General features: G+C 61.0%; 25 protein-coding genes. 12 read left to right on the top strand and 13 right to left on the bottom strand.

Annotation, left to right across the window (positions count from 1 at the left end; genetic code table 11):
* Positions 1-13: 13 nt before the first annotated feature.
* Positions 14-1,024, bottom strand: a complete 1,011-nt coding sequence (locus tag ELH03_RS15280; protein ID WP_128411347.1) for an AAA family ATPase — start codon at positions 1,022-1,024, stop codon at positions 14-16.
* Positions 1,025-1,182: 158 nt separating this feature from the next.
* Between ELH03_RS15280 and ELH03_RS15275 the strand changes: the two genes are divergently transcribed.
* From ELH03_RS15275 to ELH03_RS15265, 3 genes are read left to right on the top strand one after another with little or no spacing between them, the layout of a single operon-like run.
* Positions 1,183-1,806, top strand: a complete 624-nt coding sequence (locus tag ELH03_RS15275; protein ID WP_128402832.1) for a DUF1285 domain-containing protein — start codon at positions 1,183-1,185, stop codon at positions 1,804-1,806.
* A complete protein-coding gene (locus ELH03_RS15270; protein WP_128402831.1) occupies positions 1,803-2,453 on the top strand; it encodes a CoA pyrophosphatase in 651 nt (216 codons plus the stop codon). The genes ELH03_RS15275 and ELH03_RS15270 overlap by 4 nt, the downstream gene beginning before the upstream one ends.
* A complete protein-coding gene (locus ELH03_RS15265) occupies positions 2,450-3,703 on the top strand; it encodes a CCA tRNA nucleotidyltransferase (RefSeq protein ID WP_128411345.1) in 1,254 nt (417 codons plus the stop codon). Before ELH03_RS15270 ends, ELH03_RS15265 begins: the two co-directional genes overlap by 4 nt.
* Here the strand turns inward: ELH03_RS15265 and ELH03_RS15260 are convergent, their stop codons facing one another.
* The 3 genes from ELH03_RS15260 to hemF form a co-directional block, all read right to left on the bottom strand.
* Complete coding sequence (locus tag ELH03_RS15260) at positions 3,704-3,889, bottom strand: DUF1059 domain-containing protein (RefSeq protein ID WP_027683567.1); 186 nt, start codon at positions 3,887-3,889, stop codon at positions 3,704-3,706. It abuts the gene before it with no gap.
* A gap of 114 nt (positions 3,890-4,003) precedes the next feature.
* Positions 4,004-4,273 carry a hypothetical protein gene (locus tag ELH03_RS15255; RefSeq protein WP_003561356.1) on the bottom strand — a complete coding sequence of 90 codons (270 nt, stop codon included), beginning with the start codon at positions 4,271-4,273 and terminating at the stop codon, positions 4,004-4,006.
* 103 nt (positions 4,274-4,376) lie between these two features.
* On the bottom strand, positions 4,377-5,288 hold the full coding sequence (gene hemF / locus ELH03_RS15250) for an oxygen-dependent coproporphyrinogen oxidase (protein WP_130766476.1): 912 nt from the start codon (positions 5,286-5,288) through the stop codon (positions 4,377-4,379).
* A 178-nt stretch (positions 5,289-5,466) separates the two neighbouring features.
* Here hemF and ELH03_RS15245 point away from each other — a divergent pair, with 178 nt between their 5' ends.
* Positions 5,467-5,727, top strand: a complete 261-nt coding sequence (locus tag ELH03_RS15245; protein WP_027683569.1) for a hypothetical protein — start codon at positions 5,467-5,469, stop codon at positions 5,725-5,727.
* Positions 5,728-5,730: 3 nt separating this feature from the next.
* Here ELH03_RS15245 and ELH03_RS15240 read toward each other — a convergent pair whose 3' ends face one another.
* Positions 5,731-7,377: a Na/Pi cotransporter family protein gene (locus ELH03_RS15240; protein ID WP_130766475.1), complete on the bottom strand. Its 1,647-nt coding sequence runs from the start codon at positions 7,375-7,377 to the stop codon at positions 5,731-5,733.
* Between the two features lie 216 nt (positions 7,378-7,593).
* Complete coding sequence (locus tag ELH03_RS15235) at positions 7,594-8,055, bottom strand: tRNA (cytidine(34)-2'-O)-methyltransferase (protein ID WP_130766474.1); 462 nt, start codon at positions 8,053-8,055, stop codon at positions 7,594-7,596.
* A gap of 386 nt (positions 8,056-8,441) precedes the next feature.
* Here ELH03_RS15235 and ELH03_RS15230 point away from each other — a divergent pair, with 386 nt between their 5' ends.
* Positions 8,442-10,298, top strand: coding sequence for an ABC transporter ATP-binding protein (locus tag ELH03_RS15230; protein WP_128402825.1), 1,857 nt, complete (start codon positions 8,442-8,444; stop codon positions 10,296-10,298).
* Positions 10,299-10,410: 112 nt separating this feature from the next.
* Here ELH03_RS15230 and ELH03_RS15225 read toward each other — a convergent pair whose 3' ends face one another.
* Entirely contained in the window at positions 10,411-10,641 is a 231-nt protein-coding gene (locus tag ELH03_RS15225) for a CopG family ribbon-helix-helix protein (protein WP_003561346.1), read from the bottom strand.
* A gap of 162 nt (positions 10,642-10,803) precedes the next feature.
* Between ELH03_RS15225 and ELH03_RS15220 the strand changes: the two genes are divergently transcribed.
* Positions 10,804-12,717 carry an ABC transporter ATP-binding protein gene (locus ELH03_RS15220; protein ID WP_130766473.1) on the top strand — a complete coding sequence of 638 codons (1,914 nt, stop codon included), beginning with the start codon at positions 10,804-10,806 and terminating at the stop codon, positions 12,715-12,717.
* Here the strand turns inward: ELH03_RS15220 and ELH03_RS15215 are convergent.
* Complete coding sequence (locus tag ELH03_RS15215; RefSeq protein WP_130659172.1) at positions 12,673-13,605, bottom strand: endonuclease/exonuclease/phosphatase family protein; 933 nt, start codon at positions 13,603-13,605, stop codon at positions 12,673-12,675. The genes ELH03_RS15220 and ELH03_RS15215 overlap by 45 nt on opposite strands.
* Positions 13,606-13,889: 284 nt before the next feature.
* Here ELH03_RS15215 and petA point away from each other — a divergent pair, with 284 nt between their 5' ends.
* The 4 genes from petA to ELH03_RS15195 all read left to right on the top strand — a co-directional run bounded on the left by petA (position 13,890) and on the right by ELH03_RS15195 (position 17,319).
* Positions 13,890-14,468, top strand: coding sequence for a ubiquinol-cytochrome c reductase iron-sulfur subunit (gene petA / locus ELH03_RS15210; RefSeq protein WP_128402822.1), 579 nt, complete (start codon positions 13,890-13,892; stop codon positions 14,466-14,468).
* A gap of 14 nt (positions 14,469-14,482) precedes the next feature.
* Entirely contained in the window at positions 14,483-15,751 is a 1,269-nt protein-coding gene (locus tag ELH03_RS15205; RefSeq protein ID WP_128402821.1) for a cytochrome b, read from the top strand.
* A gap of 25 nt (positions 15,752-15,776) precedes the next feature.
* Complete coding sequence (locus ELH03_RS15200) at positions 15,777-16,661, top strand: cytochrome c1 (protein ID WP_128411341.1); 885 nt, start codon at positions 15,777-15,779, stop codon at positions 16,659-16,661.
* A 115-nt stretch (positions 16,662-16,776) separates the two neighbouring features.
* Positions 16,777-17,319, top strand: a complete 543-nt coding sequence (locus tag ELH03_RS15195; RefSeq protein ID WP_128402819.1) for an adenine phosphoribosyltransferase — start codon at positions 16,777-16,779, stop codon at positions 17,317-17,319.
* 24 nt (positions 17,320-17,343) lie between these two features.
* Here ELH03_RS15195 and ELH03_RS15190 read toward each other — a convergent pair whose 3' ends face one another.
* Complete coding sequence (locus tag ELH03_RS15190) at positions 17,344-17,811, bottom strand: MaoC family dehydratase (protein WP_130766472.1); 468 nt, start codon at positions 17,809-17,811, stop codon at positions 17,344-17,346.
* The gene (locus ELH03_RS15185; RefSeq protein WP_128402817.1) at positions 17,808-18,299 is read right to left on the bottom strand and encodes a MaoC family dehydratase; all 492 of its coding nucleotides are present in this window, start codon (positions 18,297-18,299) and stop codon (positions 17,808-17,810) included. The genes ELH03_RS15190 and ELH03_RS15185 overlap by 4 nt, the downstream gene beginning before the upstream one ends.
* A gap of 81 nt (positions 18,300-18,380) precedes the next feature.
* Here ELH03_RS15185 and ELH03_RS15180 point away from each other — a divergent pair, with 81 nt between their 5' ends.
* Complete coding sequence (locus ELH03_RS15180) at positions 18,381-19,490, top strand: hypothetical protein (RefSeq protein WP_128402816.1); 1,110 nt, start codon at positions 18,381-18,383, stop codon at positions 19,488-19,490.
* A gap of 193 nt (positions 19,491-19,683) precedes the next feature.
* Here the strand turns inward: ELH03_RS15180 and ychF are convergent, their stop codons facing one another.
* A complete protein-coding gene (gene ychF / locus ELH03_RS15175) occupies positions 19,684-20,787 on the bottom strand; it encodes a redox-regulated ATPase YchF (RefSeq protein WP_027664117.1) in 1,104 nt (367 codons plus the stop codon).
* Between the two features lie 265 nt (positions 20,788-21,052).
* Between ychF and clpS the strand changes: the two genes are divergently transcribed.
* Positions 21,053-21,364 carry an ATP-dependent Clp protease adapter ClpS gene (clpS, locus tag ELH03_RS15170; RefSeq protein ID WP_027683580.1) on the top strand — a complete coding sequence of 104 codons (312 nt, stop codon included), beginning with the start codon at positions 21,053-21,055 and terminating at the stop codon, positions 21,362-21,364.
* 33 nt (positions 21,365-21,397) lie between these two features.
* On the opposite strand, the gene ELH03_RS15165 is transcribed toward clpS, so the two are convergent.
* A complete protein-coding gene (locus ELH03_RS15165) occupies positions 21,398-21,850 on the bottom strand; it encodes a GNAT family N-acetyltransferase (RefSeq protein WP_130766471.1) in 453 nt (150 codons plus the stop codon).
* A 4-nt stretch (positions 21,851-21,854) separates the two neighbouring features.
* Positions 21,855-22,586 carry an aminoacyl-tRNA hydrolase gene (pth, locus tag ELH03_RS15160; protein WP_128402814.1) on the bottom strand — a complete coding sequence of 244 codons (732 nt, stop codon included), beginning with the start codon at positions 22,584-22,586 and terminating at the stop codon, positions 21,855-21,857.
* Positions 22,587-22,599: the final 13 nt, after the last annotated feature.

Below are 22,599 nucleotides of genomic sequence, written 5' to 3'. Positions count from 1 at the left end.
GCGTCCGGCTTCCTTATCCCTTTGCCTGCTTGACCAGTCCGGCGATGACATCGCGCACCGACATGCCTTCGGCGCGGGCGGCGAAAGTCAGCGCCATGCGGTGCTGGAGAATGGGTTCGGCGAGCGCGAAGATATCGTCAAGAGACGGTGCGAGACGGCCTTCGTAGAGCGCGCGGGCACGGGCGCAGAGCATCATCGCCTGGCCGGCGCGAGGACCTGGACCCCAGGCGACGTTCTTGTCGGTCGAGGCATTGCCCTGTCCTGGACGGGCGGAACGCACCAGCGCCAGGATGGCATCAACGACCGTGTCGCTCACCGGCATCTGGCGTACCAGGGTCTGGATCTCGAGCAGCCGCTGCGCATCGATGATGGCTTCCGGCCGGGTTTCGCCCAGGCCCGTCGTCTCGAGCAGGATCTGGCGCTCGGCGGCGAGTTCGGGATAGTTGACGTCGACCTGCAGCAGGAAGCGGTCGAGCTGAGCTTCGGGCAGAGGATAGGTGCCTTCCTGCTCGAGCGGGTTCTGGGTGGCGAGCACATGGAAGGGCGCCGGCAGGTCATAGCGCTGGCCGGCGATCGTGATGTGATATTCCTGCATGGATTGCAGAAGGGCCGACTGGGTACGCGGCGAGGCGCGGTTGATCTCGTCGGCCATCAGGAGTTGGGCGAAGACTGGGCCCTTGACGAAACGGAAGGAGCGGCGTCCACTGTCGTCCTGGTCCATCACCTCGGAGCCGAGAATATCCGAGGGCATCAGATCCGGCGTGAACTGGATGCGGTTGGCGGCGAGGCCGAGCACCTCGCCGAGCGTGGTCACCAGTCTGGTCTTGGCAAGACCGGGAACGCCAACGAGCAAGGCATGACCACCTGACAGCACAGCGAGAATGGTGTTCTCGACGACGCTTTCCTGACCGAAGATCACTTTCGAGACTTCCCCGCGGATGGCGGCGATATCGGAGAGCGCCCTTTCGGCGGCGGCGACGATCGCCTTTTCATCGAGGCTGGCTTCGGTCTTCATCATACCCATGCGTATCTCCAACGGCTGAAATCATTCGGCAGCGAATCGGCGGACTTATACATGTGCCTCATACCCGATAGAGTTATGGAGATGTGACGGGCTGACAAGTTCGTTGCGAATGACTATCTCGTGACTTTACTTCGTTAAGGACAAACCGGGACGGAAGAATGGCAGCCGAGGAAATCAGCGGACATGCGGATGCGGCGGGACTTGCCGCACTGATTTCGCGTGCGTCTCAGGAAAATGCCGGTAAAAAACGAGGATTACCGCCGGTCGAGCGGTGGAATCCGCCTTTCTGCGGCGATATCGACATGGAAATCCGGGCGGACGGCACCTGGTTCTACATGGGCACGCCGATCGGTCGACCGGCGCTGGTGCGGCTGTTCTCGACGGTTTTAAGAAAAGACGACGACCAGAAGACCTATCTCGTAACTCCTGTGGAAAAGGTCGGTATAAGGGTCGTCGACGCGCCTTTCATCGCCGTGGAGATGAGCGTGACGGAGGGGCAAGGCCAACAGGTGCTGACCTTTCGCACCAATGTCGGCGATGTCGTGGAGGCGGGAGGAGAGCATCGGCTGCGCTTTGCCATTGCGGGCGAGAATGCCGAATTGAAACCCTATCTGCATGTGCGCGGGCGGCTGGAGGCGCTGGTGTCGCGTGCAGTGATGTATGAACTGGTCGCGCTCGGCGAGACTTTCGAGGTGGAGGGGCGGGCGATGTTTGCGATCCGCTCCGCCGGCGAGGTCTTCCCGGTCATGCCGGCCGACGAACTGGATGCGCTTTGCCGATGAATGATGCGATCACCCACCGCTACCCGCTGTTTTCCGCAGCCGAATTCCGCCGCCGCGCGCTCAACCAGAATGGCGGGCCGGTCGACCATGCCTGGCGCGATCACGGGGACCACATACTCAATCCCGATATCGTGGCCGAGGTCGAGACCTTCAAGCTGCGCGACGCCGCCGTGCTCGTGCCCGTCGTCGACGACGGCGAGGAGGCGCATGTGATCTTCACCAAGCGCACGGCGACGCTGCGCAAACATTCCGGGCAGATCGCCTTTCCCGGCGGCTCGATCGATCCCGGCGATATCTCGCCCGAAATGGCGGCGATCCGCGAGACGGAGGAGGAGATCGGCCTGGCTGGTTCCTTCGTCGAAACGGTCGGGCGGCTGCCGAATTACCTTGCCTCGACGGGCTTCCGCATCACGCCGGTGCTCGGCGTCGTCACGCCTGGCTTTGCGCTGACGTTGAACCCGGCCGAGGTGGACGACGTGTTCGATGTGCCGCTTTCCTTCCTGATGGATCCCGCCAATCACACCCGCGACAGGCGTGTCATCGACGGCATCGACCGGCATTTCTACCGCATGCCCTATGAAACCAGAATGATCTGGGGCATCACCGCCGGCATCGTCCGCACGCTTTACGAAAGGCTTTACGCATGACCGGCCTTGCCGACCAAGCATGGTTCCGCGACCCGGCGCTCGGCCGGATCTTAGCACTTCTCAGCGCCGATGGCGGGGAAGGGCGTGTGGTTGGCGGTGCGGTGCGCAACAGCCTGATGGGCCTGCCGGTCAATGATGTCGACATAGCCACGACACTCAGACCGGAGGCGGTGATGGAGCGGGCGGCGGCGGCCGGCATCAAGGCAGTCCCAACCGGCCTGGAGCACGGCACGGTGACGCTCGTCATCGACGGCAAGCCCTTCGAGGTGACGACGCTTCGCACCGACGTCGAGACCGACGGACGCCATGCCAAGGTCGCCTTCAGCACCGACTGGAAGGCAGATGCCGAACGGCGGGATCTGACGATCAACGCGCTTTATGCCGATGCAAAGGGCGAGGTGGTGGATCTCGTTGGCGGACTTGCCGACATTGAGACGCGCAACATCCGCTTCATCGGCGATGCCGCAAGGCGTATTGCCGAGGATCATTTGCGTATCCTGCGCTTCTTCCGCTTCTTTGCCTATTACGGTTCCGGGCGGCCGGATCCTGAGGGGCTGAAGGCGTGTTCCCTCGCGCGTTCGAAACTGACGACGCTTTCGGCAGAACGCGTCTGGTCTGAACTGCGAAAGCTGCTTGGCGCCGACGATCCTGGCCGCGCGCTGCTCTGGATGCGGCAGGTGGCAGTGCTGACGGAAATCCTGCCGGAATCGGAACGATGGGGGATCGATGCGATCCCTTCGCTGATCACCACTGAAAAGGCGCTCGGCTGGACGCCCGATCCGTTGCTGCGCCTTGCGGCGATCGTGCCGCCCGATGCGGCGCGCATGGAGGCGCTCGCAGTCCGCCTCAAGCTCTCGAATGCGGAAGCGGCCTATCTCAAGGCCTGGGCAATGGCAGCGCCTGTTAATGACGACATGTCGTCGGCCGCCTTCGAACGGCTGCTTTACCGCAACGGCGCCGACGGCATTACGACACGGCTGAAGCTGGCGCTTGCGGTTGCGCGCGGCAAGGCTGAAAGCGATTTCGACGAAATGGCGCGGTCGGCGCGGCTTAACAAGCTGCTGGACAGGGCAATGCACTGGAAGAAACCACCGTTTCCGCTGAACGGCGGCGACGTGATTTCGGCAGGAATCGCGTCCGGCCCGCGCGTCGGCGAGCTGCTCGCCGGCCTGGAAAACCAGTGGGTGGAGGAAAACTTCGTTTCCGACCGGGCGGCACTGCTCGCCCGGCTGCAGGAACGCGTGCAATAATCAGGCTGCGTTCGCCTCGTCGCGGATGCGAGCCTTGATATTATCCACCATGTTCTCGCGGATCGTGGTTTCGCCGTGAGCATCTTTCAGGTGCTCGACGGCCCGGCGGACGACCTCGGCGTCATTATCCGCCCTGGTATGCCAGGCGCAGCCGGGAACGAGTGTGCCACATTCGAAAAGTCGCATGGTCTTTTCCTCTATGCTGAACACAACGACAATCGCGCTTTCACGCGATTGATGAATGTGCGGGAGGAGAGAAGGTTCCGGCCGGCATCGACATGCCAGCCGGCGAAAGCACTATCAGTCGGGCATCGCCCAGGCTTTGTAGGTATCCGAAAGGTGCTCGGGCATGTTGCTGTTGGCGGCCGCTGCTTCGTTCTGCAGCTGTTCCGGCGACTTTCCGCCGGCCAGTTGCAGCTTGACCTGCTCGATGAAGCAGGACAACGGCAGATCCGAGCCGCTCTTGGTCCGCAGTTTCTCGGCAATGCGCGTCAGAAACTCGGATGTGTCGATCGTGCGGGATGTTTCCTGGACATCCGTAGACGCTGGCGAGCCACTTTGTATCGTCATGACAATCCTCCTCCGATTGTTACGCACATACATATAAAGTTAGGACGCACTGAGTTTTCGTGAAGGTCTATCACCTCGAATTTATCGACGAGATATCACAGTTTCATGGCCAACGGACGACGGGGGGCAACGAAGAGAGAATGGATTCAACGTTGCCGCCGGTCTTCAGGCCGAAGATCGTGCCACGATCATACAGCAGATTGAATTCGACGTAGCGGCCCCGGCGGATCAATTGTTCGTCGCGATCGGCCTCTGTCCACAATTTATTGAAGTTGGAGCGGACGATTTTTGGATAGACCATGGCGAAGGCCCGGCCAACATCACGCGTGAAGGCGAAATCGGCGTCCCAGCCGCCGGCTTCCTCGCTTGAATGCAGCCAGTCGTAAAAGATGCCGCCGATGCCACGGGCCTCGTTGCGGTGTTTCAGGAAGAAATATTCGTCGCACCAGGCCTTGTAAGCATCGTAATCGGCGACGGCATGATTGCGGCAGGCGATCTCCATGGCCTTATGGAAGAGCTGGCTGTCTTCGTCCTCCTGCGTGCGGCGGCGCGACAGCACCGGCGTCAGGTCGGCGCCGCCACCGAACCAGCGGCTGGTGGTGACGACCATGCGAGTGTTCATGTGCACGGTCGGTACGTTTGGGTTCACGGGATGGGCGATCAGCGAGATGCCCGAGGCCCAGAAACGCGGATCGTCCTTGGCGCCGGGCATCTGGGCGCGGAAATCCGGAGCGAATTCGCCGTAGACGGTGGAGGTATGGACGCCGACTTTTTCGAAGACGCGGCCTTCCATCATCGACATCCGGCCACCGCCGCCGGCGCCGTTTTCGCGTGACCAATCCTTGGCGACGAAGTGGCCAGGCTCCTGGTCGGAAAGCGGCCCTGCCAACTCATCCTCGAGGGCCTCGAAGGAGGAGCAGATCGTATCGCGCAATCCCTCGAACCAATTGCGGGCGGCAGCCTTCTTCTCTTCGATATCGTCAGGCAAGCCGATCGGCAGTTCCGGTCTTTCCATTTACGCCTCCGACGGTCGACATCTCCTTCGGAGGCGACTCGCTCATTCTTGATTGCACGCCATGATTACCAGCTGGTGCTGCATCTCGCCAAGCCGAGGCAATCACCGCCGAGCGCTTCCAAGATTCGACTCGCAAATCAAGAATTTCGATACTACCTTTTCCGAGGAGGTAGGTTTGATGAGAAAAGTTCCAGGGCCTCCGTCCTTCGACGGCCTGAAGCGCAGGATAGCGAGACATCGGGCGGAAAATCGCCCGAGCAAGAAAGACCATTTCGTGCGTGAGACATATTGCCTCGGCCTCATGGACGCACGGGCCAAGGCGCGCGAATGGTTCGACGAATATCCGAAAGCCGCCTACTGGACCGAGGTGGAGAGCTGGCGTCAGCTCGACGGCGACCAGATCGAATTCACCATGCGCCGCCTGCCTTCGGCTGACTGACCGTCACTTCGCGTCAGCGCGCACGCGGCTTTCGATCAAGAGGCCGCTTTCGTCCATGATCGGATGCGCCACAGAGACGATGTGGGCGTTGAGGCGCTTCAGGTCGCGCAGCATGTCGAGATGCAGCGAACTCGTCTGCAGGCTGTCGGCGCGGCCGTCGCGCAGACGTTCGAGATGGCGCTCGGCAGACTGTTTTTCCATCCGGCGCACCTCGACCTTTACCTCCATCATTTGACGGGCGAGATTGAAGTCGCGGGTCACGAAGATCGTCTGGGCGACGCGCAGATTGTCGATCGTCAAATCGAACAGCTTGCGCAGTTCCTGATGACCGTCCTCGGAAAATTTCAGGCCAAGGGAGATCTTCTTCGCCACCTGCTCCAGCAAGCCCTTCTCGATGATGTCGCCCATATGTTCGAGGTTGATCGCATAGTCGATGACGACGATGGAGCGGCGGGCGTTCTCGTCGCTGAGACCCTCGCGGCCAAGCTTCGAGAGATAGACCTTCACCGCCTGCTGCAGCCGGTCGACGCGCTCTTCGAGGGCTGGGATCTCGGCAAGCTTCGATGCGTCGTTACGCTCGAAGGCCTCGGAGACCCGGATCAGCATGCGCTCGATCAAGTCGCCGACGCCGAGCACTTCGCGGGTAGCGCTGGCGAGGGCCACGACCGGCGTCGAAAGCTCCTGCGCATCCAGATATTTCGGGGCGCTGTCAGGTTCGGCCTGATCAGGCACCAGCCGGGCCATCAGGGTGGCGAGCGGCCGGGAGAATGGCCAGGCCAGCGCCGCCAGCAGAAGGTTGAAGGCAAGATGCGCATCGACCGGCAGCTTGGCGGGACCGAAGGGCAGCATCCGGATGAGTTCCGCGCCATAACCCGCCAGCGGCAAGGCGATAAGGCAGCCGAGCGTGCGGACGGCGAGATTGCCGAGGGTGACGCGCCGCGCCGAAACCGGACCGGACAATGTCGCGACGACAGGCGGTATTGCGCCGCCGAGATTGGCGCCGAGCACGAGCACGATGACGAGTTCGGCGGAGACGACGCCGGCCGAGGCGAGCGACAGGATGAGCACCACCACCGCAAGGCTCGACGAGGATGCGAAGGCAAGCGCTGCCGAGACGATCATTGCCACGGGCAGGGCGCCGTCCAGCAGGCCGATGAAGGCGGCGAGAGCAGGGGAGGCGCGCATCGGCTCCGTCGCAAGACCAAGGAGGTGTAGCGACAGCAGCATCAGCCCGATGCCGATCAGCGCTGTGCCGCCGCCCTGGCTGGTGCTTGAACGGCCGCGGTAAAGCACAATGCCAACAAGAATGAGAAGAGGAGAGAGCCATTCGATGCCGGTGGCGACGATCCAGGCGGTGATCGCGGTGCCGACATTGGCGCCGAGCAGAACGATCTGCGCCATGCGCGGCTTGATCAGATCACGCTCGACGAAGGAGGCGGTCATCAGCGCCGTTGCCGTGGAGCTCTGCAGCGCGACGGTTGCAACGAGACCTGACAGGAACGAACGAAGACTGCCGCGTGTGCCGGTCGCCAGCCCCGTTCTCAGGCGGGCGCCAAAAGCTCTGGATACGCCATCCTTCACCTGCGCGAGGCCGAACAGCAGCAGAGCCACGGCGCCGAACAGGTTGATCATGATGATTGTAGAGTCCATTTTGTTGTTTTTATTCTTCTTTCACAGATCTGGAGAAATGCGGTTTTCCTCGCATGACCATTCCAACTTGTTGGAATCATGGAGGCCAATACTGAATTTTTGATTGCCCGGCTAATAAATATACGCCGGTTTGACAGATAGACAACGCTATTTTGCGACATATTCTGGAGCGGATCGGCAACTCCGCGGGCTTTGCTCGGCCAGCGCCGGTGTCCGTCAGGCCCAGACGGTTTGGCGCATCGCCTCGCCGACGATCATGGCCGCCGACACGGCGACATTGATCGACCGCTGGCCTTCGATCATCGGGATCAGGATGCGGGCGTCGGACCTCTCATGCACCTGATCCGGCACGCCGGCGCTTTCGCGACCGAAGAGCAGGATATCGTCCGGGCGAAAGGCAAGATCGGTGTAGCGCTCCGCAGCTTTGGTCGAGGCGAGGATCAGGCGGCGGCCGGTGGTCAGACGCCATGCCTCGAAATGGTCCCAGCTGACATGGCGGGTGAGGGCGGCGGCGGCGATATAATCCATGCCGGCCCGTTTCAGGTTGCGGTCGGAGATGTCGAAGCCGGCGGGCTCGATCAGATCGACCGCAAAGCCAAGGCAGGCGGCAAGACGCAGGATCGTGCCGGTATTGCCGGGAATATCCGGCTGATAGAGTGCCAGTCTGAGTGAAGTCATGATGCGCCATCTTCCCGCTCTCGCCGCCAAAGGCCTAATGCAACTGTGATTTCGACGCAACAGGGCGCGTTTGGACCCGAAAAGATGAATTTTTCGGCAGAACAGGGCTGGAAAATTCCTCGTTTTCGCGTTATCGGTGCATATCTTTAATCGCCAGCAAGGAGCGCCAGAATGAATATTTTGCTGTATGTGCGCCTCCCGGCCGTGATGCCAAGCGGTGCGATTTTCCGCCGATAGTGCGGATTTCTTCCCTGAATTTCCTTTTTTGATCCATTGTGCGGCTGTCTCAGCCTCGCCCCTTGAACGTTCGGTTCCCATATGTGCTTGCATAGCGCTGGGATGGCGCGAAGCCGGGAGCCGGAACGGTGACGTTTCGGAGCAATTTCATGTTTGGCTGGTTCGAACAGCGACTCAATCCCTTTCCAAGCGAGGACCCTGTCGCCCCGCCGAAAGGTCTTTTTGCCTTTTGCTGGCACTACAGCAAACCGGCTGCGCCTTGGCTCGGCCTGATGGCCGTGCTCACCGCGCTGATCGCGATCGGCGAAGTGGCGCTCTTCCAGTTCCTCGGCGACATCGTCGACTGGCTGACCAATGCCGACCGCGCCACATTCCTGGAGAGGGAAGGCCACAAGCTTTTCTGGATGGCGGCGCTGGTGTTGGTCGGCCTGCCGCTGACGGCCGGGCTCGATTCGCTGATCATGCATCAGATGATGCTCGGCAATTATCCGATGATCGCACGCTGGCAGATGCACCGCTTCCTGCTGCGCCACAGCATGTCGTTCTTCGCCAACGAGTTTGCCGGGCGTGTCGCGACCAAAGTGATGCAGACGTCGCTTGCCGTGCGCGAAACGGTGATGAAGATCCTCGACGTCTTCGTCTATGTCGTCACCTACTTCCTGACGATGATCATCGTTATCGCAGCGGCCGACTGGCGGCTGATGATCCCGATCCTCGTCTGGCTCGGGGTGTATATCAGCATCGTCGCCTATTTCGTGCCGCGGCTTCGCAAGATCGCGGCGGCGCAGGCGGATGCGCGCTCGATGATGACCGGGCGCGTGGTCGACAGCTATACGAATATCGCGACCGTCAAGCTGTTTTCGCATGCGGGCCGCGAGGAGGTCTATGCCAAGGAGGGCATGGACGAGTTCCTGCAGACCGTGCACAAGCAGATGCGCAAGGTGACGCTTTTCCATATTTGCGTCTACGTGAACAACTGCGTTGCGCTGTTCGTCATCTCGGGTCTGTCGATCTGGTTCTGGCTGAACGGAGCGATCTCGGTCGGCGCCATCGCCATCGCCATCGGTCTTGCCATGCGCGTTAACGGCATGTCGCAATGGATCATGTGGGAAGTCTCGGCGCTGTTCGAGAATATCGGCACGGTCTATGACGGCATGGAGATGATGAGCAAACAGCATGACATCGTCGACAAGCCGGGCGCACCCACCCTGACGGCGAAGAAGGGCGCGATCCACTACGACCGCATCCGCTTCCATTACGGCAAGAGCAAGGGCGTCATCGACAACCTGTCGCTCGACATCAAGGCGGGGGAGAAGGTCGGCCTGGTCGGCCGCTCCGGCGCCGGCAAGACGACGCTGATGAACCTGCTGCTGCGCTTTTACGACCTGGAGGCCGGCCGCATCACCATCGACGGGCAGGACATCGCCGGCGTCTCGCAGGAAAGCCTGCGCTCGCTGATCGGCGTGGTGACGCAGGACACCTCGCTGCTGCATCGCTCGATCCGCGACAACATCGCCTATGGTCGTCCCGAAGCAACGGACGACGAGGTCATCGAGGCAGCCAAACGCGCCAATGCCTGGGAGTTCATCGAAGGCCTCGTCGACATGCAGGGCCGCGCGGGGCTCGACGCACAGGTCGGCGAACGCGGCGTCAAGTTGTCCGGCGGCCAGCGGCAGCGTGTCGCGATCGCCCGCGTCTTCCTGAAGGACGCGCCGATCCTGGTGCTCGACGAGGCAACCTCGGCGCTCGATTCGGAAGTCGAGGCGGCGATCCAGGAAAACCTCTTCGCCCTGATGGAGGGCAAGACGGTGATCGCGATCGCCCACCGGCTTTCGACGCTGACGGAGATGGACCGGCTGATCGTGCTCGACAAGGGCCGGATCATCGAGGCGGGCTCGCATAGCGAGTTGGTCGAAGGCGGCGGCATCTATGCCGACCTCTGGAACCGCCAGTCCGGCGGCTTCCTCTCCGATCACGCCGAGGAATCGGAAGTGGCGGCGGAATAAGATGAAATGAGACCCTCCCTGCGAAAGCGGGGAGGACCTCTTGAATTCTTAGGATGGCTATAAGCTTGCCGGATGGTTGCTGAAGACCTGACTGCGTTTGCCTCTTATCCGTTCAAAGACTGTCGGCCCAGTCGATCACGCGGTGATGCTCGACGACGACCATGGTGTTGGCGGCCGCGATCGTGCGCAGTGCGACGAGGCGGCGGTGCTCCTCCTGATCGATCCAGGTGGTAATGGCCTCGGCGATGATCTCGTCGCGCGGCAACCCCAGGGCGAATGCCAGGGCATCCAGCCTTTCTGCAAGCGGAAGCGGAACATGCACATCGAGCATTTTCGTTTCCATGGAAATGGTCTCCGGTAAAGCGCGATCGTAACGTGAGATTGTGACCAGTTCGGGGGCATTCAATGGGTATGCCGCCGATGTTACCGATAATTACCAAAATATAACATTCTGTCCGCTTTTCATTCCCTTTGCCGGCCCGGCTAATCCGCCTATATCGCTTCTATGTTGCTGAACCCTATCCTCCGCCGGTTCGAAACCTGGATCGATCCGTTCCGCCCACGCGCCAATCTCCAGCCGCCGCGCTCGACGCTTGGATTCATCTGGTTCTATATCGGCCAGGCGAGGATGCCGTTCGTCGCCATGCTCGTTCTCGGCGGCACGTCGGCGGCAATCGAGGCGGCGCTCTTCTGGTTCGTCGGGCGGCTGGTCGATATCCTCGGGAGCATCACGCCTGGGGCCGGTTGGAACGGTCTTCTCGCCGCCCATGGCGGCGAATTGTTCGGCATGCTCGCCCTTATCGGGCTCGTGCGTTTCGTCGTCGCCTTCCTGATCGCTCTCGTCGACCAGCAGGTGATCACGCCGGGCTTCTATAATCTCGCACGCTGGCAATCCTATCTTCACGTCTCGAGGCAGTCATTGTCGTTCTTTCAGAGCGATTTCTCCGGGCGCATCGTCACCAAAGTCTGGTCGGCCGGGCAGGCAACCGGCGATCTCGTCACCTCGCTGATGGAAAGCGTCTGGTTCGTCGGCATCTATGCCGCAACGACGCTCGTGCTCGTCGCCCGGCTGGACTTTTCCCTGGCCGCCGTCGTGCTGTTCTGGCTTTGCGCCTTCAGCCTGCTTGCGCGTCACTTCGTTCCGCGGATCCGCCATCATTCCCGCGAAACGGCGGAAGCCGGATCGATGCTGAACGGCCGAATGGTCGACTCCTACAGCAACATGCAGACGCTGAAGCTGTTTGCGCGCGACGAGGAGAGCGACCGCTATATGCGGCAGGGTTTCGATATCTATCAGGATACGGTGCTGCGCTTTACGCGGTTCATCACGGGCGTCAGGGCCTCGATGGCGCTGCTCTCCGGCCTGATGATCGTGACGATGGCGGGGTTGAGCGTCGATCTCTGGTTGCGCGGCCTGGTCAGCTCCGGTGCTGTGGCATTCTCGTTGGCACTCGTGCTCAGGTTGAATTTCCTGCTCGGACGGCTGATGACGCAGTTCAACGGCATCATGCGCAATCTCGGCACCATCCAGAACGCCGCCGAGCTGATTTCCCAGCCTCTGGGGCTCGTCGATCGGCCGGATGCCAAAAGCCTGGTGATCCGGCAGCCCGGCATCCGCTTCGACAATGTTTCCTTCCGCTACGGCAAGGGTCATCAGCCGGTCGTCGAGAATTTCTCCCTGACCATCCGCCCGGGTGAAAAGGTCGGGATCGTCGGCCGTTCGGGCGCGGGGAAATCGACGCTGATGAACCTGCTGCTGCGCCTCTACGACATCCAGGACGGCCGCATTCTGATCGACGGCCAGGATATTGCAGCCGTGACGCAGGAATCTCTCAGGATGCAGATCGGCGTCGTCAGTCAGGACACCTCGCTGCTGCATCGTTCGGTGCGCGACAATATCCTGTTCGGACGGCCAGATGCCGGCGAGAAGGAGCTGGTCGAGGCGGCCAGGCGCGCCGAAGCCATTGACTTCATCGAACGCCTGCAGGATCAGCAGAGCCGCAGAGGTTTCGATGCGCATGTCGGCGAACGCGGCGTCAAACTGTCAGGCGGGCAGCGGCAACGTATCGCGATTGCCCGCGTCATGCTGAAGGACGCGCCGATCCTCGTTCTCGACGAAGCGACGTCGGCGCTCGATTCGGAAGTGGAAGAAGCGATCCAGTCCAATCTCCATCGGATCATGGAAGGCAAGACGGTGCTTGCGATCGCCCATCGGCTGTCAACGATCGCCGCGCTCGACCGGCTGATCGTCGTCGATCTCGGCCGGATCATCGAGGAGGGCAGCCATGATGAACTGCTTCGCCACGGTGGGCTCTATGCGGAACTTTGGGCGCGCCAGTCCGGCGGCTTCCTCGCTACGGATGAGGATGCGGGCTCAAGGGTCGACAACGAATTCCGCCATGAGGCCAAAATGGTTTGATCCGAAGCCGTTCTCGATGCGGCGAACCGATTTCAGCCGCAGGGGCGCCCGGGTAAAGATATGATCGATCGGAATGCCGAAAGCACCGGCGCGGATCGGCCATGTCGCGGGCTCCAGCGATACCGTGCCCAAGCCCTGGCTGCGCATGAGATACTGCACGTCGGGCGCCAGAATCGACGTATTGAAATCGCCGGCAAGAACGAGCGGTCCCGAAAGGGAGGGAATGATCTCTGCGAGATCCTCGATTTCCAGGCCGTGGAATTCGTCGTAATAAGGTTTGGTCAGATGCGCGGCGAGGAAATTGATCTTCTGGCCATCGAAATCGATCGTCGAGATCGTCAGCCGGTTGCGCCAGAGCAGGCCGAGATTGCGGATGCGGGGTTCAATCAGCGGACGCTTCGACAGCACCAGCGTGTCGCATTGCTCCATGCCGACACCGCAGCCGATATAATAGGGATAGATCTTCAACAACCGCGGCAGTTCCGACAGCAGCGGTTCGGCCTCCAGGATGCTGACGACGTCGGCGCCTGAGGCAATGACCATATCGGCGATGTCAGGGCCGTTTGCGAAATTGTCGTTCTCGATATTGAAGGACATCAGCCTGAATAGGGCCGGGCGGCTCTCCTCCACGGCCGGCTCGACGAATTCGCGCATCATCACGACACCGTGGACGGCAAGGACCACCGATACCGCGAGAGTCAGCAGTGCATACCAGTGCCGCTTGACGAGAAGGGCAGCGACCGAGGCCACCGCGCCGGCCACCGCCAGATGGACCTGGAAGCTGTAAAAGAAGGACAGCAGATAGAAATCGGTGACATATCGCAGGGAGATGATGGCGAGAACGAGGGTCGTGAGGACGCTGAATACGCAAAAAATCGTGTCTCTCATCCGCTCCGGTCCGGCTCGCTGGCATGGCTGCGACTGCGCCTATCACGGGGGCATTTTTGTTGCAATGCAACATAATGGCAAGCGCGTGTTTGCCTTAAAAAATTCATCCGAAATTTCCCGCGACATTGTGCCCTCATCCCCTTGCCAAGGCTGGACATAATTTGCGATCAAGCATAGAACGCGCCGGATTGCCGGGGAATCTATGGCCGAATTGTGTCCAGAGAGATTCGCCGGTAGAGGGGGCAGGGCGGAATTCCGCGAAAATTGCGCAGAGGATGTTAGCCGTGAGCGAACACGAAACGACAAGCGAGGGCATGGGCGAACCCACTCGCCGTGATTTCCTTTATCTCACCACTGGTATGGCAGGCGCCGTCGGCGCTGTCGCGGTCGCTTGGCCGTTCATCGATCAGATGCGTCCTGACGCTTCGACGCTCGCTCTCGCCTCCATCGAAGTCGACGTTGCCAGCCTCGAGCCCGGCATGTCGCTGACGGTCAAATGGCGCGGCAAGCCGATCTTCATCCGCAATCGCACACCTGAGGAAGTGGAAGCGGCAAGCGCTGTCCAGCTTGCTGATCTGAAGGACCCGATCGCGCGCAATGCAAACCTTCCTGTCGACGCTCAGGCAACGGGTGTTGACCGTTCGGGCGGCAAGGGCAAGGAAAACTGGATCGTCATGATCGGCACCTGCACGCATCTTGGCTGCGTGCCGCTCGGCCAGGCCGGCGAATACAATGGTTGGTTCTGTCCCTGCCATGGCTCGGTCTACGACACGGCCGGCCGCATCCGCAAAGGCCCGGCGCCGCAGAACCTGGCGATTCCGACCTTTTCATTTTTGTCCGATACCAAGATCAAGATCGGTTGAGGGGAGACTGATTAATGAGTGGCCATTCCAGCTACGAGCCATCAACCGGCCTCGAGAAATGGGTCGATGCGCGCCTTCCGCTGCCGCGCATGGTCTATGACAGCTTCATCGCCTATCCGGTTCCGCGTAACCTGAACTATGCCTATACCTTTGGCGCCATGCTGGCCGTCATGCTGGTGGTGCAGATCCTGACGGGCGTCACGCTCGCCATGCATTACGCCGCCGAATCGTCGGTCGCCTTCAACTCCGTCGAAAAGATCATGCGCGACGTCAACCACGGCTGGCTGCTGCGCTATATGCATGCCAACGGCGCATCCTTCTTCTTCGTTGCAGTCTACCTGCACATCGCCCGCGGCCTCTATTACGGCTCCTACAAGGCGCCGCGCGAAATCCTCTGGATCCTCGGCGTGGTCATCTACCTCTTGATGATGGCGACCGGCTTCATGGGCTACGTTCTGCCCTGGGGCCAGATGTCCTTCTGGGGTGCCACCGTCATCACCGGTTTCTTCTCCGCCTTTCCGCTGGTCGGCGAATGGGTGCAGCAGTTCCTGCTCGGGGGTTTCGCAGTCGAAAACCCGACGCTGAACCGCTTCTTCTCGCTGCACTACCTGCTGCCCTTCATGATCGCCGGTGTCGTCATCCTGCACATCTGGGCGCTGCACGTCGTCGGCCAGACGAACCCGACGGGCGTCGAGGTCAAGACGAAGACGGACACGGTGCGCTTCACGCCCTATGCGACGATGAAGGATGCTCTCGGCGTCTCGATCTTCCTGCTGGTCTATGCCTATTTCGTCTTCTACCTGCCGAACTTCCTCGGCCACGCCGACAACTACATCCCGGCCGACCCGTTGAAGACGCCGGCCCACATCGTCCCGGAATGGTACTTCCTGCCGTTCTACGCGATGCTGCGTTCGATCACCTTCAATGTCGGCCCGATCGACTCCAAGCTCGGCGGCGTGCTCGTGATGTTCGGCGCGATCATCGTGCTGTTCTTCCTGCCCTGGCTCGATACCTCAAAGGTCCGTTCCGCCGTCTACCGCCCCTGGTACAAGCTGTTCTACTGGCTGTTCGTGATCAACGCGATCATCCTCGGCTGGCTCGGTTCGCAGCCGGCGGAAGGCTTGTTCACCACGATCTCGCAGATCTGCACGCTCCTCTACTTCGCTTTCTTCCTGGTCGCGATGCCGGTTCTCGGCTTGGTGGAAACACCGCGCCGCATCCCGAACTCGATCACCGAAGCGGTGCTCGAAAAGCGCAACAAGACCGTAGCGGTCAAGGCATAAGCGAGCGACGGAAGGGAATAGAAATATGAAAACGCTTGTTACAAGCATTCTCTCGTTCGCATTCGCTGCCAGTCTTGGCAGTGCCGTGCTGGCCCAGGAGGCGACGCCCGCCAACGGCGCGGCTCCTGCCCATCACGCGGAAAGTGAGACGCCGCACTATCCGCTGAAGGAGCCGAAGGAGGAGGAATGGACTTTCGCCGGTCCGTTCGGTCATTACGACAAGGGTCAGCTTCAGCGTGGCCTCAAGGTCTACACCGAAGTCTGTTCCGCCTGCCACTCGATGAACCTCGTGCCCTTCCGCATGCTCGACGAACTCGGTTATTCCGAGGCGCAGGTGAAGGCTTTCGCTGCGAACTACGAAGTTCAGGACGGCCCGAACGCCGCCGGCGAGATGTTTACCCGCAAAGCGGTCCCTTCCGATCACTTCCCGGCGCCTTTCCCCAATGCGGAGGCCGCGGCGGCTTCCAACAACGGTGCGGCTCCGCCTGACTTTTCACTGATTGCCAAGGCCCGCGAGGTCGAGCGCGGTTTCCCGCAATTCGTCTTCGACATCTTCACGCAGTATCAGGAAGGTGGCCCGGATTACATCCATTCGCTGCTGACCGGCTATGAAGAGCCGCCTGCTGGTTTCCAGGTGCCGCAGGGCGGACATTATAACCCTTATTTCCATGCTGCGGCCGTCCTTGCCATGCCGAAGCCGCTCTCCGACGGCCAGGTGACCTATGACGATGGCGCGCCGGCGACGGTCGACCAGTATTCGAGGGACGTCTCCGCCTTCCTGATGTGGGCCGCCGAGCCGCATCTCGAGGAGCGCAAGCGTACGGGCTTCATGGTCATGATCTTCCTGGCGATCTTCACGGTGCTGATCTACCTGACGAAGCGCTCGATCTACGCCAACAAGGAACACTGAGCGGTTCCCGATCGACATTCAAAAGGCGGCCTCTGGCCGCCTTTTTTGTTGGTTCCGCCCTTGGCAATTGATAGGGTGCGGCCAGTTTCATGCCCTCGCAGAATATGGACTTTCCATGGACAATACGACTTCGGAGCTCGCAGCCAGCATCCGCTCCATTCCCGACTATCCCAAGCCCGGCATCATTTTCCGTGACATCACCACGCTGCTCGGCAACCCACGCGCTTTCCGCAGGGCGGTCGACGAGCTCGTGCAGCCCTATGCGGGCACGAAAATCGACAAGATCGCCGGCATGGAGGCGCGCGGCTTCATCCTCGGAGGTGCGGTGGCGCACCAGCTTTCCTCGGGCTTCGTGCCGATCCGCAAGAAGGGCAAGCTGCCGCACGAGACCGTGCGCATCGCCTACAGTCTGGAATATGGCGTCGATGAGATGGAGATGCATCGCGATGCGGTGCAGCCCGGAGAGAAGGTGATCCTGGTCGACGACCTGATCGCCACCGGCGGTACGGCTGTGGGTGCCACGAAACTGTTGCGCCAGATCGGCGCGGAAGTGGTCGGCGCCTGCTTCGTTATCGATCTGCCGGACCTGGGCGGCCGTAAGAAGCTGGAAGAGCTCGGCGTCGTCGTGCATACGCTGGTCGAATTCTCCGGGCACTGAGCCCTCGTCCGGCTGCCTGCAGCGTCAGTCGAATTCGAGCACGCCGCTTTCGAAGCGGATAACGGGATCGTTGTTTTGATTGACCCCCTCGCAGAGGATGGTGTTGAGGTGCCAGCCCGGTCGCGACGCGAGCGCCCGGCTGGAGAGGAAGGCGACGGAATAGGTGACGACGTCGCCGACGAAGACTGGCCGCAGCCATTGCAGTTTCTGGAAGCCGGGTGAAGGACCTAGATTCGGTGACATCAGGCCCTTTTGCGCGAGGGCTGCGCTCTGCCTTTCCCAAAAGGCCAGGAAGGTCCGCATCCAGGCGGCGGTGGTGTGCCAGCCCGAGGCGCAGAGGTCACCGAAGAGAGTGTCTTTGGCGGCTTCTTTGTCGACGTGAAAACGCTGCGGATCGTAGCGCGTCGCGAAGCGGATGATGTTTTCCTCGGTAAAGGTGTAGCTGCCGATCTCGGCCTTTTCGCCAACCGCGTAAAGCTCGGACATCCTCATGCAGATGTCTCCGGGCTTACGCCGATATCTGCGGGCCGGGCGCGCATGCCGAACATGACCGAGTTCTCCGAGACGCAGACGAGTTCGCCGCGCTGGTTTTCCACCTCGTGGCGAAACTTGACGATGCCCATGCCGGGGCGCGAGCGCATCGGCCGGGCTTCGAGCACAGTCGAGCGGCCCGACAGCGTGTCGCCGGCAAGCACCGGCTTTCGCCATTCCATCAGATCGACGCCCGGCGCACCCTCGCAGAGCGAATGCAGCACATAGCTCTCGGCCATCATGCGCATGAACATCGAAGAGGTATGCCAGCCGGAAGCGGCAAGCCCGCCGAGAATGCTGGCGCGGCCGGCAGCCTCGTCGAGATGCATCGGCTGCGGGTCGAATTCTCTTGCGAACTCAATGATTTCCTCGGTGGTCACCAGCTTTGGGCCGAGCGCGAAGCGGCGGCCGGGTTGGAAATCCTCGAAGGAAAGCTTTTCTGCCGACATTCGCTCCTCCCGCCATATGCAGCGCACAATGCTTACAATAGCATCCGCGCGGGCTCAATGATTCCGGGGAGATAAACCGGCATGACTGAATTAAGGTCGATACTCAATGAGGCCGTGCGCCAGGAGCTGATCTCGCCGGAGGCGGGCGGGCGGCTTTTGCCGTTCCTGACGGAGCGCGGGGTCGTCGTCGGGGGCGGTGTCGTTGAGGCGCAGCCGGCAATGGCGGCGGAGGGGCAGGCCTGGTCGGATACCGAGACGCCGCGTTTCGTGCGCGGCTTCCACGATGTGTTGATCACCATCGGCGTCGCCGTGGCGCTCGGCGGCCTCTGGGGGCTTGCAGCACTTTACGCCGTGCTTCCTGCGATCATCGTGCTCTCGGAAATCCTGGTGCGCCGCCAACGGCTTGCCCTGCCGGCCGTCAGCCTGACAATTGCGCTGTTCTGCTGGACATTCCTGCTGATGTCCTTCTTCTTCAAGCCGGGAACAGCCTTCTTTAACGACATCGGGGCGGACATGACGCAGTTCGTCGCCGGCTTTCCGATCATTCTCGCCCTCTATTATGCCCGGTACCGCGTACCGCTGTCGCTGGCGCTCTGCATCATGTCGGCCCTTGCGCTGGTGTTCACCCTGCTATTGCGGCTCCTGCAATGGGCGAGCGGCGATCCTGCGTTTTTCGGCAATCATCCCATGGTGCTGGCGGTGATCTTCCTCGTTTGCGCGCTGGGCTTGTTCGCGACGGCGCTCTATTTCGACCTTGGCGATCGTTTGCGCCAGACGACACGCTCTGACATCGCCTTCTGGCTTCATCTGGGTGCTGCACCGGCTCTGCTCTTCAGCGTAAGGCTGCTGATTTCGTTTGACGGCAGTTGGCTGGATGTTGCCCAGACGGTGTCGATCAAGACGCCCATCGTTGTTATCAGTGTGGCGGTGCTGATGCTGATCGGCCTTGTCATCGACCGCCGTGCCTTCGTCACGTCAGGCCTTCTGTCGCTCGGTTTTGCGATCTATGGCATTTTCCGGCAGGGGAGTGCGACTGTCGATACCTATATCTACACGACGCTGATCGTCGTCGGAGCGATCGTACTCATCATCGGAACAGGCTGGATGCCGCTGCGCCGCATCGTGCTGCGGGCGTTGCCAGCCGCCATTTCGCAAAAACTGCCGCCTGCTGTCTTAGTGGCGATGTCTTAAAACTCATGTCGCCCAATCTGCTCAGCAGTTGGGCGACAAGCATTGGTCGGGATGGCAGCGGTTTCCGGTTAGAGCGGTTCAGCTTTTCATGGAAGCGCAGGACCGTTCTAACCTTTTATTTTCACGCAATTCCCGGCAAAATCGCTTCGCGCTTTGCTTGGGAAATCCGCTTCGCACTCTTCCCGGAATTGCTTTAGGTGTTGAAGCGGAAGTGGATGACGTCACCGTCCTGGACGACGTATTCCTTGCCTTCGTCGCGCGCCTTGCCGGCATCCTTGGCGCCGACTTCGCCATTGTATTTGATATAGTCGTCATAGGCGATGGTGTTGGCGCGGATGAAGCCGCGCTCGAAATCCGAATGGATGACGCCGGCGGCCTGCGGCGCCTTGGTGCCGCGCTCGATCGTCCAGGCGCGCGTTTCCTTCGGGCCGACAGTGAAATAGGTGATGAGGTGGAGCAGCTTGTAGCCGGCGCGGATCAGCCGGTCGAGGCCTGCCTCATCAAGGTCGAGGGCGGAGAGGAATTCCTTGGCTTCCTCTTCGGGAAGCTGGGCAACTTCGGCCTCGATCGCCGCCGAGATGACGACGGTTTCGGCACCCTGTTCCTTCGCCATCACGGCGACGGCTTCGGTGAATTCATTGCCGGTCGAGGCGTCGCCTTCGGCGACGTTGCAGACGTAAAGCACCGGATGCGAGGTCAAAAGATTGAGGCTCTTGAGGATGACGATCTCTTCCGCATCGAGCGTCGATAGCAGCGTGCGCACCGGCTTGCCTTCGTTGAGCAGCTTCAGCGAGGCTTCCATGATCGGCAGCATCGCCACCGAATCCTTGTCCTTGCCGGTGGCGCGCTTGCGCGTCTGCTCGGTGCGGCGCTCCAGGCTTTCGAGATCGGCGAGCATCAGCTCGGTCTCGATCGTCTCGGCATCGGCGACAGGATTGATGCGGCCCTCGACATGAGTGATGTCGCTGTCTTCGAAGCAGCGCAGCACATGCACGATAGCATCGACCTCGCGGATATTGGCGAGGAACTGGTTGCCGAGGCCTTCACCCTTCGAGGCGCCGCGCACCAGGCCGGCGATATCGACGAAAGAGATGCGGGTCGGGATCAGTTCCTTCGACTTGGCGATGTCGGCAAGCTTGCGCATGCGCGGATCGGGAACGGCGACCTCACCGGTGTTCGGCTCGATGGTGCAGAAGGGATAGTTCGCCGCCTGTGCGGCGGCCGTCTTGGTGAGCGCGTTGAAGAGGGTCGATTTGCCGACATTCGGCAGCCCGACGATACCGCATTTGAAGCCCATGGCTTGATCCATATCTATTTGTAACTTTGCCCTGCCTATGCGGGAATGGCCGCCCTGGGTCAAGGGTTCGCAACAGGAATTGAAGGTCGACGGCTCTCCGGATGACAGGAAGGCTGCGGCGATTCTCGAAAAACGTGGCCGGGATTGCCTCCTGCTTTCCGCTGAGTGACATTTACGTCATTGAACTGCCGTGCTTACGGTGCAATATATTGTTGGCGGACGTTTTCTCTGCCTTTTCCATGTCATCAACGGGTGGATTTTTCCGATGAGTGACAATGACATTGCCCTGAAACCGAAGACCAAGGTGAAGCCGAAGCTGGACAAGCCGAAGCTCTACAAGGTCATTCTGGTCAATGACGATTATACGCCGCGCGAACTGGTGATCATGATCCTGAAGTCCGTCTTCCGCATGAGCGAGGAGACTGGCTACCGGGTGATGATGACGGCGCACAAGCTCGGTTCCTGTGTGGTCGTGGTCTGCGTAAGGGACATCGCCGAGACCAAGGCCAAGGAAGGCATCGACCTTGCCAAGGGCATGGGCTTTCCGCTGATGTTCACCACAGAGCCGGAAGAATAGGCGCTTTACCGGGGGGCAGTCCCGAAGATGGGCTCAGCGCCGGCGGATCTGGTAGCCGGTCTTGTCCTGAACGAAGCCACAATTCTCGTAGAAGCGCAGCGTCGCCGGATTCTTCGAGCCGGTGAGCAGCATCACCTTGTAGCAGCCTGCGTTCCAGGCGTCTGCGATCGCGTGGCGGATAACGGCGCCGGCGTAACCGCGCTTGCGATGATCGGTGTGGGTGACGACGTTTTCGATGAGCCCATAAGGAGCGCCGCTCCGCGTCAGGTTCGGCACGACGACGCTTGTGACGGTTGCGGCGGCGACATCACCGGCATAGCCGATGAACACGGTCATGCCCGGCTGCAAGAGGATGGCGGAGAAGCGTTCCTCGGCAAGTGCCTGGTCGAGAACCGGATCGGTCGGGTTCAGGTGACGGTAAAGCGTCATGAGACCGGGGAGATCGCTGCGGGAAGCAGGGCGGATGATGAAGTCCCGGTCCGTCATGGCTTCAGTCGCCCTTGTTGCCGAACATCTTCTTCAACATGTCGGCCATCGGCCCGGTGGTCAGCAGCTTCGGCTGATTGTGGTTGCGGGCCTGATGGATATGCGACTGGCCGGCCGGCTTCTTTTCGGTATTCTTGTTTTCCTTTCGCGGTTTCTCCTCCTCGGCTTTGTCGCCGAGCGCCAGCGCGATTTTGTTCATCAGCTGCGAATCCTCGTTTCGCACCAGCATGTCGGCATTGTCGGCGAGCGTGTCGAGAAGCGGTTCCAGCCAGGCCTTGTCGGCTTTGGCAAAATCGCCGAGCACATGGTTCTGCACCATTTCCTTGACGCCGGGATGGCCGATACCGAGGCGTAGCCGCCGGTACTCCCTGCCGCAATGGGCGTCCAGCGACTTGATGCCGTTGTGGCCGCCATGGCCGCCGCCGGTCTTGAGCCGCGCCTTGCCCGGAGGAAGGTCGAGTTCGTCGTAGATCGCGACAAGGTCGGCGGGCTGAAGCTTGTAAAAGCGCATCGCCTCGCCAACGGACTCACCGGAGAGGTTCATGAAGGTCTGCGGCTTGATCAGCAGCACCTTTTCGCCGGCGAGCTCGCCCTCGGCGATCTCGGCCCTGAACTTCTTCGACCAGGGCGAAAAGCTGTGACGCCGATGGATGGCGTCGACGGCCATGAAACCGACATTGTGGCGGTTGCCGGCGTATTTGCCGCCGGGATTGCCGAGACCCGCGATGATCAGCATGGCCTGTCTTCCC

Origin of the sequence: Rhizobium beringeri (assembly GCF_004306515.1) — a bacterium.
Lineage (GTDB): Bacteria > Pseudomonadota > Alphaproteobacteria > Rhizobiales > Rhizobiaceae > Rhizobium > Rhizobium beringeri.
Note: the sequence above shows the minus strand (reverse complement) of the source record. Positions and strands in the feature narration are given on the sequence as shown.

Bases quoted from the DNA above. Each gene is read 5' to 3' on its own strand.
- hemF (WP_130766476.1), bottom strand. From the start codon at position 5,288: ATGGAAAGACCGGAACTGCCGATCGGCTTGCCTGACGATATCGAAGAG.
- ELH03_RS15260 (WP_027683567.1), bottom strand. From the start codon at position 3,889: ATGCGACTTTTCGAATGTGGCACACTCGTTCCCGGCTGCGCCTGGCAT.
- ELH03_RS15270 (WP_128402831.1), top strand. From the start codon at position 1,803: ATGAATGATGCGATCACCCACCGCTACCCGCTGTTTTCCGCAGCCGAA.
- ELH03_RS15225 (WP_003561346.1), bottom strand. From the start codon at position 10,641: ATGGAAACGAAAATGCTCGATGTGCATGTTCCGCTTCCGCTTGCAGAA.
- ELH03_RS15200 (WP_128411341.1), top strand. From the start codon at position 15,777: ATGAAAACGCTTGTTACAAGCATTCTCTCGTTCGCATTCGCTGCCAGT.
- ELH03_RS15245 (WP_027683569.1), top strand. From the start codon at position 5,467: ATGAGAAAAGTTCCAGGGCCTCCGTCCTTCGACGGCCTGAAGCGCAGG.
- ELH03_RS15205 (WP_128402821.1), top strand. From the start codon at position 14,483: ATGAGTGGCCATTCCAGCTACGAGCCATCAACCGGCCTCGAGAAATGG.
- ELH03_RS15180 (WP_128402816.1), top strand. From the start codon at position 18,381: ATGACTGAATTAAGGTCGATACTCAATGAGGCCGTGCGCCAGGAGCTG.
- ELH03_RS15240 (WP_130766475.1), bottom strand. From the start codon at position 7,377: ATGGACTCTACAATCATCATGATCAACCTGTTCGGCGCCGTGGCTCTG.
- ELH03_RS15215 (WP_130659172.1), bottom strand. From the start codon at position 13,605: ATGAGAGACACGATTTTTTGCGTATTCAGCGTCCTCACGACCCTCGTT.
- ELH03_RS15195 (WP_128402819.1), top strand. From the start codon at position 16,777: ATGGACAATACGACTTCGGAGCTCGCAGCCAGCATCCGCTCCATTCCC.
- ELH03_RS15185 (WP_128402817.1), bottom strand. From the start codon at position 18,299: ATGTCGGCAGAAAAGCTTTCCTTCGAGGATTTCCAACCCGGCCGCCGC.
- ELH03_RS15265 (WP_128411345.1), top strand. From the start codon at position 2,450: ATGACCGGCCTTGCCGACCAAGCATGGTTCCGCGACCCGGCGCTCGGC.
- ELH03_RS15275 (WP_128402832.1), top strand. From the start codon at position 1,183: ATGGCAGCCGAGGAAATCAGCGGACATGCGGATGCGGCGGGACTTGCC.
- ELH03_RS15230 (WP_128402825.1), top strand. From the start codon at position 8,442: ATGTTTGGCTGGTTCGAACAGCGACTCAATCCCTTTCCAAGCGAGGAC.
- ELH03_RS15235 (WP_130766474.1), bottom strand. From the start codon at position 8,055: ATGACTTCACTCAGACTGGCACTCTATCAGCCGGATATTCCCGGCAAT.
- ychF (WP_027664117.1), bottom strand. From the start codon at position 20,787: ATGGGCTTCAAATGCGGTATCGTCGGGCTGCCGAATGTCGGCAAATCG.
- clpS (WP_027683580.1), top strand. From the start codon at position 21,053: ATGAGTGACAATGACATTGCCCTGAAACCGAAGACCAAGGTGAAGCCG.
- ELH03_RS15165 (WP_130766471.1), bottom strand. From the start codon at position 21,850: ATGACGGACCGGGACTTCATCATCCGCCCTGCTTCCCGCAGCGATCTC.
- pth (WP_128402814.1), bottom strand. From the start codon at position 22,586: ATGCTGATCATCGCGGGTCTCGGCAATCCCGGCGGCAAATACGCCGGC.
- ELH03_RS15280 (WP_128411347.1), bottom strand. From the start codon at position 1,024: ATGGGTATGATGAAGACCGAAGCCAGCCTCGATGAAAAGGCGATCGTC.
- ELH03_RS15220 (WP_130766473.1), top strand. From the start codon at position 10,804: ATGTTGCTGAACCCTATCCTCCGCCGGTTCGAAACCTGGATCGATCCG.
- ELH03_RS15190 (WP_130766472.1), bottom strand. From the start codon at position 17,811: ATGAGGATGTCCGAGCTTTACGCGGTTGGCGAAAAGGCCGAGATCGGC.
- ELH03_RS15255 (WP_003561356.1), bottom strand. From the start codon at position 4,273: ATGACGATACAAAGTGGCTCGCCAGCGTCTACGGATGTCCAGGAAACA.